Genomic DNA, 12,756 nt, shown 5'->3' on the forward strand with positions numbered 1-12,756 from the left:
CCGGGCGCTACCGGGCGGCCGGGGCGGCTCCGGCCGGGACGGCGCCGGGCGGGGCAGGCGCGATCGGGGCGGTGCCCTGCCCGCGCACGACGGGCACCAGCGAGCGGGCGGCGATCGCGAGGATCACGGCCGTGCCGACGGCGACGAGCACCCAGGCGGCGACCACGCCGACGACCGCGCCCGTGACGGCGGCCTCGGTCGCGAGGTACCCGGCCGCGGCGGCGTACGGGAACGTGAACGACCAGAAGCCGAGGGAGAACGGCAGCCGCGCGAACCGGGGTGCGAGCGCGAACTGCATCAGCACGAGCACGACGGTGAGCGCGAGGAACGCGTCGTGCGCCGGACCCTGCACCTCGCCGGTGATCGCGATCCACGCCGCGCCCGCGACGGCGGGCGGCGCCACGAGGATCGCCAGCGTCGGCACGAGCGGGGCCGGCAGGGGGGTGCGGGCGGCCAGGCGGGCGAGGATCACGGCGAACAGCACGACCCAGAACACCAGTCCGACGGCGAACGCGCCGATGGCGAGCGCGGTCAGGCCGATGCGGGCCGCGGCGACGGCCGCGACGAGGCCCGAGGCGACGGTCGGCAGCAGGTAGCCGCCGTGGACGGCGTCGAGGTCGAGGCCGCCGCGGGTCCACTGGGCGAGGATCCATCCGGCGAACCCGGCGGACACCGCGATCGAGGCGAGCACGAGCACGGTGCCGGCGGCCGGTGCGACGAGGTGGAGGCGTGCGCCGAGGAGCATGCCGACGACGGGCGCGAGCGCGGCGACGGGCCCCTGCACGGGGTGGCGGAGCTGATCGACGAGCCGGTCGGCGCTGCGGCGCCCGCGGAGGGCGTGGGCCACCAGGAGCCAGACCCAGGCGACGCCGGCGACGATCCAGAGCGCGTCGGCGATCGCGGCGGGTGCGCCGAGCGAGGTCTCGGCGACGGACCAGAGCGAGGCGAGACCGGCGAGGCCGAAGCCGATCGCGAGGGTGTTCAGCGGCACGCGGGCCGCGGGAGCGGTGGGATGCGTCGTGGTCATGTCGGCCACACTAACGCTTTCGTGTTGTTAAATCCATTAGTCCGCTAGACTGGCCGTATGGAAGCCGCCGCGATCGATCCCGCCGCCGCCCGAGCCGCGGGCTTCACCCTGCTCGGCGAACCGCTCGCCGTCGACCTCGCCAACACCTGGAAGCTCGCCCGCACGCCCGCCGTCGACCTCTTCGTCGACGACGCGATCGACGCCTTCTGGTCGCTCGAGGCGCCCCGGCTCCCCCACGGCTCCGCCCGGCCCGACGCGGCGTCGGTCCGCACCCTGCGCGCGGCGCTGCGATCGGTGCTCGACGCCCGGATCGGCGGCCACGCCTACGACCCGGCCGCCGTGGCCGAGGTGAACCGCGCAGCGGCCGCCGTCGCCGCGCCCGAACGGCTGGTCGTCGACGACGGCGCCCTCCACCGCGAGACCGCCTGGGCGACGGACGACGACGGGCGGGGCATCCTCGCCGCCATCGCCCGCGACGCGATCGACCTCGTCACCGGGCCCGACGCAGAGCGGCTGCGCCGCTGCGCGTCGCCGACGTGCAGCATGCTGTTCGTCGCGGCCAACCGGAAGCGGCAGTGGTGCACCGCGGACGGGTGCGGGAACCGGGCGCGGGTCGCGCGGCACGCGGCACGCGCCGGAGGCGCCGGCGCCTGAGCTCGACGGTCGGGGCATCCGGCCGGACCCGACGGTCGGCGCCGCCTCAGCGCACGACGACGGGCGGGCGGGTCGCCCACTCGGCGACGAGCTCCTCCCGCACGGTCACGCCGGTGCCCGGCGCATCCGGCACCCGCAACTGCCCGCGGTGCTCGCCGTCGCCGAGCACGAACGGCTCGGTCAGGTCCTCGGCGAAGTAGCGCGACGACGCCGACGTGTCGCCCGGCAGGGTGAACCCGGGCAGCGCGGCGAGCGCGACGTTCGCGGCCCGGCCCACGCCGGTCTCGAGCATGCCGCCGGCCCACACCGGCACGTCGAGGGAAGCGCACGCGTCGTGCACGCGCAGCGCCTCGAGGTACCCGCCCATGCGCCCCGGCTTGATGTTCACCACCGAGGTCGCGCCCCGGTCGATCGCGTCGACCGCGGTCGTCACGTCGAGGATCGACTCGTCGAGGCACACCGGCGTCTCGCACGCGCGGGCCAGGCGCGCATGCGCCTCGAGGTCCTCCTCGGCGAACGGCTGCTCGATCAGCAGCAGGTCGAAGGCATCCATCTGGGCGAGCAGCGGGATGTCCCCCGCGTGTACGCCGTGTTCGCGTCGACCTGCAGCAGGCCGCGCGGGCCGAGCTCCTCGCGCACCGCACCGACCGGCACGAGGTCCCAGCCCGGCTTCACCTTCAGCTTGATGCGCCGGTACCCCTCCTCGACGTAGCCCATGACCTCGTCGAGCAGCTCCTCCAGCGTCGGCGCGATGCCGACCGAGACGCCGCAGTCGACCCACTCGCGCACCGCGCCGAAGCACTCGGCCATGGACCGCCCCTGCGCACGGAGCTCGGCGTCGAGCACGGCCGCCTCCAACGCGGCCTTCGCCATGCGGTGCCCGGCCACGAACGAGAGGGTCGGCGCGACCGCCGCGGCCGCGGGCACGCTCGCGATCGCGCGGAGCGAGGGCGGCAGCTCGGCCGCGTCGTGGGCGGCGGTTCCGGATGCCCCGGGTCGCGTCGCGGCCGACGCGGCGACCAGCGCGGGTGCGAGGTAGCGCTCGATGACGGATGCCGCGCCGTCGACGTACTCCCCGGAGTAGAACGGGTCGCGCCCGGCGACGCACTCGCCCCAGCCGTCGCCGCGATCGGTGCGCACGTGCACCAGCAGCACCTCGCGCACGGTCTCCCGGCCGAAGGAGGTCTCGAACGGGCGCACGAGCGGCACCTCGAGCCGGTGGAGCTCGACGGCCTCGACGACCGGCGGCGACGCGTCGGCGCGCGCGGCGCCCGGTTCGGTGGTGGACTCGGACATCAGGCCTCCCGGTCGGGATCGTCGGCGGTGAACACGTAGTCGCCCGAGGCATCCAGCTCGGGCCGGAGGCCGCGGCGCGCCGCCTCGGCGAACGCCGCCCGCGAGCGGTCGCGCAGCTCGGCCGCGGTCTCGGCGCTCGCCGCCCGGACCGCCTCGAAGTCCGCGACGAGCGCGAGCGCGCCGACGGCGGGGTCGGCTCGCCACACCGGTGCCGGGATCCGCGCGAGCGCACGGCGCACGCGCGGGGCATCCAGCCGCCAGCGCACCTCGAACCGGTCGCTGCGGTCGACGCCGCTGATCGCGTCGCGGAGGTCGCCGTAGAAGTCGGGGTGGTAGGCGGCGACCTCGGCGCCGAGGCGCACGAGGTTCAGGTGCGCGTTGCGGCGGATCAGCGGGTCGTACGTCCAGCGGACCTCGTCGACGCCGTTCGCCAGGCAGATCGCCCGCTGCCGCAGCTTCAGCGCGATGCCGATGCCGCGGCCGCGGCGGGCCGGGTCGACGGCGTTCATGTGGGAGTGCAGGTGCAGGCCGTCGCTCCAGCCGAGGAAGCCGAGCGCGGCGCCGACGGGCAGCTCGTCGGCGGGCGCCTGCGCCTCGCCCGGGGCATCCGCCTCGCCCGGGGCATCCGCCCTGCCCGGGGCATCCGCCTCGCCCGCGTCGACCGCGACCAGCACCGTGTTGCCCGCGTGCGCGATCGCCTGCAGCATCGTGCGGTCGGGGCCGCGACCGGCACCCCAGGTCGCGTCGAAGCGCGCGACGGCGGCGGCCAGTTCGTCGACGCGGGCCGGGCGCGTCACGACGCCGGCGGCGGCGTCCCACGCGTCGGCGAGCGCGACCGGGTCGGGGAGGTCGACGGCCCCGTGAGTTGCGCGCGGGTCGGTCGGCGGTGCGACGGGTGGGCCGGGATCGGTCATCGGGCGAGCCGGTCTTCCATGCCCCACGGCTGGCCGAACCCGCCGTCGGCCTCGGCGCGCGCCATCAGCTCGAGGAACGGATCGGCGTCGAACGCCTCCGGGCCGAGGACGCCCGTGCCCGACCACGCGCCCGTCGCGAGCAGCTCGAGCGCGATCACGGGGTTGAGCGCGGTCTGCCAGACCACGCACTGCGAGCCGTACTCGCGCATCGTCCACTCGTTGTCGGCGACGTGGTACAGGTACACCTCGCGCGGCTGCCCGTCGACGCCGGTGCCCGTCACCCACACGCCCGCGCAGGTCTTGCCCGTCATGCGGGGGCCGATCGTCGCCGGGTCGGGCAGCGCGGCGGCGACCACGTCGCGCGGCGCGACCTCGACGGGTCCTGCGGCGCTGCGCACCCGGAGCGGCGTCGTCGAGTCGAGCCCGAGCAGGTGCAGGGTGCGCAGCACCCCGATGAACTCCTCGCCGAGGCCGTACTTGAACGTCACCCGCTTCGCGTCGATCCACCGCGGCATGAGGAGCACCTCCTCGTGCTCGACGTTCACGCACTCGACGGGCCCGATGCCCTCGGGGAACTCGAACACCTCGGGCTCGCTGAACGGCGGCGTCGTGAACCAGCCGTCGCCGTCCTCCCAGACCACGGGCGGGTTCAGGCACTCCTCGATCGTCGTCCAGATCGAGAAGCTCGGGGCGAACACCTCGTTGCCGGCCTCATCGCGCACCACCAGGTTCGCGCCGTCGCGCGTGCCGAGCTCGTCGACCTCGCTGAACAGCCGGTCGGCCGCGTAGCGGGCGAACACGTCGCTGAGGCCGGGCTCGACGCCCATGCCCACGAGCGCGAGCCGGCCGGCGCGCTCCCAGTCGCCCGCCTGGGCGAACTGGTCGTCGCCGAGCTTCACCCCGGTCTGCGCGTACGGATCGGTCGGATGCGGCTCCGACAGGCTCATCGCCATGTCGAGGTAGTCGCACCCGGCGGCGAGCGCGCCGGCGAACACGGCCGGCACGAACTTCGGCTCGACCGCGTTCATCACGTGGGTCGCGCCGTGCTCGCGGGCGACGGAGGCCACCGACTCGGGGTCGCTCGCGTCGATGCGCGCGGCGGCGAACCGGGCCGCGACCTCGTCGCCGTGGCGCTCCCGGACCCACGCGACCGTGCGCTCCGCGCGGGCCGGGTCGTAGTCGCTCACCACCAGCAGGTCGAAGAAGCTGCGACGGGCGGCGATCTTGGCGATGGCGTCTCCGACGCCTCCGGCGCCGACGAGGAGGATGCGCATGGGACGACGCTAGCCCCTGCCCCCGTCCCGCTGTCCAGTCCCGACAGCGCCCGGGCCCGCCGATCCGCCCCGCGCGCCGACCAGTCCCGCCGCCCCGCCCCGCCCCGCCCCGCCCCGCCGTTCACCGGATGAGGAGGAATTCGCCCCGGCCCGGCGTGTCGCCGCGCGACACGCCGCAGGGCCGCAAGTTTCTCCTCATCCGGTGCGGGACCGGATGGGGGCTCCGGCGGAGGATCCCGGCCGGGGTCATCGGTGCCGTCCGAGCGCCCTCGCGTCGGAGACGGCTCGTTCGACCGCGTCGAGCACCGTCGGCCAGTCGCGCATGACCTTGGTCGCGGCCGCGCGCACGACCGGCAGGCCGAAGGACTGCGCGATCAACGTCCGCTCGCGGTCGAGGATGAACTGCTCCCTCGTGCGATGGAACTCCCACCCGTCGACCTCGAACAGCACGCATCCGTCGACCAGGGAATCGAACCGGCCGTGCCCGGCGAGCTGGAACTGCGGGCGGACCTCGTGACCGGCCGCCCGGAGCCGACGCAGCCCGAACGACTCGGCGCCCGATCCGACGCATCCGCTGAGCTCGTCGACCACGATGCCGACGCGGTCTGGGGCACCTTCCACGATCCGCTGGACTTGACCGCGCGTGAGCATGCCGGCGCCGACGATCGTGTCGACGACGGCCTGCGCGTGTTCGACCGGCTGGCACCGCAGAGCCTCGGCCAGGGCGCCCGCCGGCAAGACGACCCAATCGAGCGCCGCGTCGGGCTCCGGTTCGGGTCGCCAGTGCGAGCGGGGCGGCACCCTCGGATCGCTCAGGCGTGCCACCACTCGGCGGTCGTCCAGCGTGCGGGGATGCGCCACGGCCGGGGCGGATGACTCGCGCGAGGCATCCGGCACCTGCGGCGGGCCGGACCGGTTCGGCTCGAAATGGACGTGGAGCGCGGCATCCGCTCCCGACCAGACACCCATCCTTCCGAGCGCGGTGACGCAGCCGAGCCGTCCGCCGAGCGACACGGCGGCGATCTGGTCGGCGTCGGCGAAACGGCTGGCATACCAGCCGATGCGGAGCCGCCGGAGTCGCCCCGACCGGACCTGCGCACGGAGGTCGGCGTCGGCGACGCCGTGCCGGCGCAGCGTTCGGATGTGGGCGACCTCGCCGAGGCTCCTGAGGACGACGTGGGGGTCGGTCATCCGCCGAGGGTGACGCGCCGAGGCATCCGGCACGGCGCCAGGGCGGCAGTTCGTGGGCGCGCGCGCAGCGCTGCCCGCTGTGGAGGACGGGTTCCGGCAGGGGTGCCCGTCCGCGGATGAGGAGGAATTCGACGAGGCCCGGCGTGTCGTGGCGCGACACGCCGGGGGCGGGCGAGTTTCTCCTCATCCGCGAAAGCGGGACGGGAGGGAACGGCCCGGGAGGGAAAGCGGGCCGGAAGGGTAGGCGGGCGGGAGGGAACGGCCCGGGGCTACAGGCCCAGGCGGGCCAGGAAGGGGTTGCGGAAGCGGGCGTCGGGGTCGAGGCGGGCGCGGAGCGCGCGGAAGTCGTCCCAGCGGGGGTACCTGGCGGCGACGTCGGCCCCGGGGATCGTCGAGAGCTTGCCCCAGTGCGGCCGCGCGGTCGCGGGGAGCGCCGCCTCGAGCTCGGGGAGGAACGCCTCGACGGCGGGCTGGTCCTTGATCCACGTGAAGTGCAGGCCGACGACGTCGGTCTCGTACGCCGAGCTCAGCCACTGGTCGTCGGCGCGCACGGTGCGCACCTCGTTGACCTGCAGCAACGGGGCGATCTTCGGCGCGAGCGCACGCACGGCGGTGATCGCGGCCACGGCGTCGGCGCGCGGCACGAGGTACTCGGTCTGGAGCTCCTCCCCGCCGACGGCGTGAACTCGAGCCGGAAGTGCGGCAGGCGCTCGAACCAGGGGCCTGGCACGCCGCCCTGCTCGGTGCACGCGTCGGCCACGACGCCGGGAATCGGATGCCTCGGGCCGTCGGCGACCGTCGCGCCGAGCCGTTCGGCCGCGGCCGCGGCGAGCGCGACGGCGTCGACCACGGCCTCGTCGACGGGAAGGTCGCCGTCGACGTCGACCGGGCCGGCGGGTGCCTGCGCGTCGGGGTCGGCGATGGCGTGGGGCATCCGCTGCTTGACCCAGAGCTGGTCGGCGACGTCGGCGTTGTTCCATGTCGTGAAGATGCTGACGCTGGTGCCGAGCGAGGTGACCGCGTCGAGGTCGTCGAGGATCGCGTCCCAGCGGGGCGCGTCGAAGACGGTCTGGGCGACGTCGTACGTCGGCTCGACGTCGAGCTCGAGCGCGACGACGACGCCGAGGGCGCCGAGCGAGACGACCGCGCCGCCGAAGTCGGGGTCGCCGCGACGAATGGTCACGAGCTCGCCCGAGGCGGTGACGAGCTCGACGGCGCGGACGACGCTCGCGAGCGACCCGATGCCGTCGCCCGACCCGTGCGTGCCGGTCGCGACCGCGCCGGCGACCGAGATGTGCGGCAGCGACGCGAGGTTCGAGAGCGCGAGGCCGAGCTCCTGGAGGCGCGGTGCGAGGTCGCCGTAGCGGAGGCCGCCGGAGACCCGCACGGCGACCGGTTCGCCGGCCTCGGTCAGCACCGTCACCTCGACGGGCAGCCCGTCGGTCGCGATGAGCGTGCCGTCGGTGTCGGCGAGGTCGTTGAAGGAGTGCCGGCTGCCGAGCGCGCGCACGGGGCCGCCCTCGGCGAGCACGGCCCGCAGCTCGTCGATGCTCGTCGGCCGCACCAGTCGGCGGGCGCCGTAGGCGAGGTTCCCCGCCCAGTTGCGGCCCGCCGGGCCGGCCTGCTCGTCATGGTCGGTCGTCGTCATCCGCTTCCCCATCGTCGTCGGGTCGTCCACCGGGTCGGGTCGATCACCGGGTCACCAGTCCAGCACGGGCCAGCCGTCGCCGTCCCACCGCAGCGGCACGAGCGCGAGCCGGAACTGCCCGTTCAGGTCGCCGTCGTAGTAGTGCAGCGCCATCATCCCATCGGCGACCGACTGGCCGCCCGGGCCGATGCGCGACCCGTCGGTCTCGGCGAGGATCGTGCCGCCGTCCTCGAGCAGCGGCACCCCGTCGCGGTCGACGAAGGGCCCGGTCGGGGCATCCGCCCGGCCCACCGCGATCTTGTACGTGCTGTCCGCCGCCTGGCAGCAGCTGTCGCGCGAGACGAACAGGAACCAGTCGCCGTCGTGCTCGAGCAGGTAGGGCGCCTCGATCGCGTTCGGCGGCGAGCCGCGGTCGGCGAGCCGCAGCGGCTCGGCTGCCGCCTCGCCGGAGCCGGAGGCGGCGCCGCTGCCGGCGCCGTCGGCCGTGCCGGCGCGCAGGCCGCTCGGCCACTCCAGCTCGACCTCGCGGATGCCGCTCCAGAACGAGCCGAACGCCATCCACGGGGTGCCGTCGGCGTCGGTCGCGACGCCCGGATCGATCGCGTTGAAGTCGTCGGACGGGCTCGACGCGATCACGACGCCCCGGTCGACCCACTCGTAGGCGGGATCGTCGGGGTCGAGGGTGGAGTTCGTCGCGAGGGCGATCACGGACGTGTTCTTCCCGAACGTCGACGCCGAGTAGTACAGGTACCAGGTGCCGTCGTGCTCGACGAGCTCGGGCGCCCACAGGTTCTGCACGCCGGGCACGGCCTCGCGGAGCCACTCGGGCTTCTCGTCCCACACCTCGCCGGCGTACCGCCACGACCTCCCGTCGCGTGACGAGCGCACCTGGATGTTGCCGTCGGCGATGGTGCCGTTGCCCGTCGAGTACACGAACCACGTGTCGCCCTGCTTGGCGAGCGCGGGGTCGTGCGTCGCGAGGTCGCCGGTCAGCTCCCACGGGCCCGCGGGCGCGCAGCCCGCGAGCGCGACGGCGAGAAGCGCGGCCGACGCGGCCGCGACCAGGCGGCGGATGCCCCGGAACGGGCGGATGCCCCGGGCCGGGCGGGAACCGCGGGCCGGGGCATCCGTCATCGCCGTCGGGCCGTTCAGCCGAGCGACAGCGCGGTCCACGAGACCGGGGGCAGGGTGATCGTCAGCTCGCCGCCGGCAACGGAGGCGGTGTCGTTCGTCGACGGGGCGACGCGCTCGCGGTCGGCGAGCGTGTTCTTCGCGTACACGTCCTCGTCGGCGATGAGGTGCGACTCGAGCACCGACACGTCGCCGAGGGCGGCGATGTCGACGGTCAGCGTGACGGCCTCCTCCTGGCTGCGGTTCACGAGGAACACGGCGGACCGGCCGGTCTCGGCGTCGTGCGTCGCGACCGCGTCGACCAGCGGCACCGTGCCGTAGTCCTTCGTGTCGTACGTCGGCGCGTCGAGCTTCAGCTGGAGGGCCTCGCCCTGCGCCAGGCGCGACGTGATCGAGAACGGGAAGAACGTGGTCTGGCGCCAGGCCGGGCCGTTCGGCTCGGTCATGATCGGGGCGATCACGTTGACGAGCTGCGCGAGCGAGGCCGACCGCACGCGGTCGGCGTGGCGGATGAGCGAGATCAGCAGGTTGCCGAACACGACCGCGTCGGCGACCGAGTAGACGTCCTCGAGCAGGCGCGGGGCGACCGGCCAGTTGTCGATGCCCTCGATCTTCTCGACGTTCTGGAACCGCGAGAGGTACCAGACGTTCCACTCGTCGAACGAGATGTCGATCGTCTTGTCGCTGCCGCGGACCGCCTTCACGTGGTCGGCCGTCGCGACGACCGTCTCGATGAAGCCGTCCATGTCGACCGCCGAGGCGAGGAACGAGCCGAGGTCGCCGTCCTTCTCCTCGTAGTACGCGTGGCACGAGATGAAGTCGACGTCGTCGTACGTGTGGGTGAGCACGACGCGCTCCCACTCGCCGAACGTCGGCATGTGCGCGCTCGACGAGCCGCACACGACGAGCTCGATCGACGGGTCGAGCTGGCGCATCGCCTTCGCCGCCTGCGAGGCGACCTTGCCGTAGTCGTCGGCCGAGCGGTGGCCGAGCTGCCACGGGCCGTCCATCTCGTTGCCGAGGCACCACATCTTCACGCCGAACGCGTCGGTCTTGCCGTTCGCGATGCGACGCTCCGACAGCGCGGTGCCGCCGGCCAGGTTCGAGTACTCGAGCAGGTCGAGCGCCTCGAGGGTGCCGCGGGTGCCGAGGTTCACGGCGAGCATCAGGTCGCTGCCGACCTTCGCCAGCCAGTCGTCGAACTCGTGCAGGCCGACCTCGTTGGTCTCGGTCGAGTGCCACGCGAGGTCGAGGCGGCGGGGGCGCTCGGCGCGCGGGCCGACCGAGTCCTCCCAGCGGAAGCCCGACACGAAGTTGCCGCCGGGGTAGCGGATCGTCGAGACGCCGAGCTCCTTCACGAGGTCGATGACGTCGGTGCGGAAGCCCTCGGCGTCGGCCGACTCGTGGCCGGGCTCGTAGATGCCGTCGTAGACGTGGCGGCCGAGGTGCTCGACGAAGCCGCCGAAGAGGCGCCGGTCGATGGTGCCGACCGCGAAGTGCGGGTCGATGGTCAGGCGTGCGCTGGGCATGGAGGTCTTTCCTTGGGTCGATCGTGCATGGGTCATCGATGGAGGTCCCGCTCGGGGCATCCGTCGTCGTGGTCGTGGGGGCGGTCGGGGCTCGACCCGGCCGCGGCGGGGCTACTTCACGCTGCCGATGGCGAGACCGCCCTGCCAGTAGCGCTGGAGGAACAGGAACGAGAGCAGCAGCGGCAGCACCGAGATGAAGGCGCCCGAGGTGATGAGGTTCCACACCTGCTCGCCGCCCGCACCGGCGTTCGACAGCGCGGTCCAGCGGTTGAGGCCGACGGTGACGGGCAGCAGGGTCGGGTCGGTGAGCACGGCCAGCGGCAGGAAGAAGTTGTTCCACGTGCCGACGACGGCCAGCAGCAGCACCGTCACGATCGCGGGGCGCAGCAGCGGCAGCGCGACCTGGAAGAACGTGCGCCACTCCCCCGCACCGTCGATGCGGGCGGCCTCGAGCATCTCGTCGGGCACGGCGTCCTGCGTGTAGATGCGCATCAGGTAGACGCCGAACGGGTTCAGCAGCGACGGGAGGATGACCGCCCAGGGCGTGTCGATCAGGCCGTACTGGCTGAGCAGGATGAACGTCGGGATCGTCAGCGCCGTCAGCGGCACCATCACGGAGCCGAGAACGACGCCGAACACCGCGCCGCGGCCGCGGAACCGGTACTTCGCGAACCCGTACCCGGCGAGGATCGACAGGATCGTCGCGCCGATGCCGGCGGTGAACGCGTAGAGGAACGAGTTGCCGAGCCAGCGCCAGTAGATGCCGCCCTGGTGGGTGAACAGGCCCTGGATGTTCGTGAAGAAGTTCGCCGGGTCCTCGAACCAGAACGCCGGGCTGCCGAACAGGCCCGCGGTGCTCTTCGTGGAGGCGACGAAGAGCCACCAGATCGGCACGACGAAGTAGATCGCGAGGATGACGAGGAAGACGTGCGAGCCGATCCGGCGGCCGCCGGGCGCCCCGCGCTTGCTGCGGCCCGCGCCGCGGTGCTCGCGGGTGGGCAGGCCGGTGACGGTGGTGTGCGCCTGCGTGGAGGGCTGCGTTCGGACGATGGACATCACTTCAGTCCGCTCTGCTTGCGCGTGAGGAAGAGGAACACGTACGAGCCGACGAACACGATCGCGCCGAGCGAGAAGGCGATCGTCGAGGCGTAGTTGAACTGGCTGTACGAGAACGCCAGCGAGAAGGCGTACATGTTCGGGGTGTAGGCCGCGTCGATCGTGCCCTGCGCGATGTTGCGGAGCACGACGGGCTCGGTGAAGAACTGCAACGTGCCGATCAGGGCGAACGTGACCGCCATGACGATCGACGACGAGATCATGGGCACCTTGATGCGGGTCGCGGTCTGGAACCCGTTCGCGCCGTCGATGCGGGCGGCCTCGTAGATGGACGGGTCGATCGAGCGCAGTGCGGCGTAGATCACGACCATGTAGTAGCCCGACCACTGCCACGTCACGATGTTGACGAGGCTCGCGAACACGGTGTCGGGGCCGAGGAAGTCGGGAGTCGGCAGGCCGACGAGGTCGAAGAGGGTGCCGGCCGGGCCGAAGCGCGGGCTGTAGAGGAAGCTCCACATCAGGGCGCCGATGACGACGGGGATGGCGTACGGCGCGAAGATCAGCAGCCGCGAGGTCTTCGAGAGCCAGGTCGCGAGGTTGTCGAGCACGAGGGCCGCGACGAGGGCGACGAAGATCTGGAGGGGGATCATCACGAGCGCGAAGGCCGCGACCCGGAGCATGCCCTCGAGGAAGAGGGGGTCGGTGAACGCCTTGCCGTAGTTGGCGAGCCCGGTGAACTTCGTGCCGGTGGCGAGCGTCGAGGTGAACAGGCTCATGCCGAAGGCGTAGAAGAGGGGGAAGACGAGGAACAGCGCGAAGACGACGAGGAAGGGCGTGACGAACAGCCATCCGACGCGCTGGCGCTTGCGTTCGAGGCTCGCGCCGCGGCGGCCGGGCCGCTCGGGCCTGTTCGTCGCGGTCGCCGTGCCTCCGGCGAGGGTGGTGGTCATGGGTGCTGCTTTCTGTGAGGCGCAGGCGGCCGGTCGGGTCGCGGTGGGGCGGCGGGGCGGATGCCCCGGCGGGATGCCCGGGGCGG

Annotated in this window: 11 protein-coding genes and 1 pseudogene; 1 reads left to right on the forward strand and 11 read right to left on the reverse strand. The window is 73.4% G+C overall.

The window, feature by feature from the left end; translation table 11 throughout:
* Positions 1 to 7: 7 nt before the first annotated feature.
* The gene (locus tag ACGGZK_RS17535; protein WP_395243902.1) at positions 8 to 1,027 is read right to left on the reverse strand and encodes a transporter; all 1,020 of its coding nucleotides are present in this window, start codon (positions 1,025 to 1,027) and stop codon (positions 8 to 10) included.
* Positions 1,028 to 1,084: 57 nt separating this feature from the next.
* On the opposite strand from ACGGZK_RS17535, the gene ACGGZK_RS17540 reads away from it, so the two are divergent.
* Complete coding sequence (locus ACGGZK_RS17540; RefSeq protein ID WP_395243903.1) at positions 1,085 to 1,681, forward strand: CGNR zinc finger domain-containing protein; 597 nt, start codon at positions 1,085 to 1,087, stop codon at positions 1,679 to 1,681.
* Positions 1,682 to 1,727: 46 nt separating this feature from the next.
* Here ACGGZK_RS17540 and menC read toward each other — a convergent pair.
* The 10 genes and pseudogenes from menC to ACGGZK_RS17590 form a co-directional block, all read right to left on the reverse strand.
* A pseudogene (menC, locus tag ACGGZK_RS17545) lies at positions 1,728 to 2,977 on the reverse strand (o-succinylbenzoate synthase).
* The gene (locus ACGGZK_RS17550) at positions 2,977 to 3,891 is read right to left on the reverse strand and encodes a hypothetical protein (protein ID WP_395243904.1); all 915 of its coding nucleotides are present in this window, start codon (positions 3,889 to 3,891) and stop codon (positions 2,977 to 2,979) included. Before ACGGZK_RS17550 ends, menC begins: the two are co-directional and overlap by 1 nt.
* Positions 3,888 to 5,165, reverse strand: a complete 1,278-nt coding sequence (locus ACGGZK_RS17555; RefSeq protein WP_395243905.1) for a saccharopine dehydrogenase family protein — start codon at positions 5,163 to 5,165, stop codon at positions 3,888 to 3,890. The genes ACGGZK_RS17550 and ACGGZK_RS17555 overlap by 4 nt, the downstream gene beginning before the upstream one ends.
* A 246-nt stretch (positions 5,166 to 5,411) precedes the next feature.
* Entirely contained in the window at positions 5,412 to 6,356 is a 945-nt protein-coding gene (locus ACGGZK_RS17560; protein ID WP_395243906.1) for a hypothetical protein, read from the reverse strand.
* 269 nt (positions 6,357 to 6,625) lie between these two features.
* Positions 6,626 to 7,000 (reverse strand): D-arabinono-1,4-lactone oxidase, encoded by a 375-nt coding sequence (locus ACGGZK_RS17565; RefSeq protein WP_395243907.1) that lies wholly within the window; start codon positions 6,998 to 7,000, stop codon positions 6,626 to 6,628.
* A complete protein-coding gene (locus ACGGZK_RS17570; RefSeq protein WP_395243908.1) occupies positions 6,883 to 8,004 on the reverse strand; it encodes an FAD-binding protein in 1,122 nt (373 codons plus the stop codon). The genes ACGGZK_RS17565 and ACGGZK_RS17570 overlap by 118 nt, the downstream gene beginning before the upstream one ends.
* A gap of 51 nt (positions 8,005 to 8,055) precedes the next feature.
* On the reverse strand, positions 8,056 to 9,177 hold the full coding sequence (locus ACGGZK_RS17575; protein WP_395243909.1) for an arabinan endo-1,5-alpha-L-arabinosidase: 1,122 nt from the start codon (positions 9,175 to 9,177) through the stop codon (positions 8,056 to 8,058).
* A complete protein-coding gene (locus ACGGZK_RS17580; protein WP_395243910.1) occupies positions 9,153 to 10,664 on the reverse strand; it encodes an alpha-N-arabinofuranosidase in 1,512 nt (503 codons plus the stop codon). The genes ACGGZK_RS17575 and ACGGZK_RS17580 overlap by 25 nt, the downstream gene beginning before the upstream one ends.
* Before the next feature lie 111 nt (positions 10,665 to 10,775).
* Positions 10,776 to 11,720 carry a carbohydrate ABC transporter permease gene (locus tag ACGGZK_RS17585; protein WP_395243911.1) on the reverse strand — a complete coding sequence of 315 codons (945 nt, stop codon included), beginning with the start codon at positions 11,718 to 11,720 and terminating at the stop codon, positions 10,776 to 10,778.
* Entirely contained in the window at positions 11,720 to 12,670 is a 951-nt protein-coding gene (locus tag ACGGZK_RS17590) for a carbohydrate ABC transporter permease (protein ID WP_395243912.1), read from the reverse strand. The genes ACGGZK_RS17585 and ACGGZK_RS17590 overlap by 1 nt, the downstream gene beginning before the upstream one ends.
* Positions 12,671 to 12,756: the final 86 nt, after the last annotated feature.

The organism is Agromyces sp. MMS24-K17 (assembly GCF_043950245.1).
Taxonomy (GTDB): Bacteria; Actinomycetota; Actinomycetes; order Actinomycetales; family Microbacteriaceae; genus Agromyces.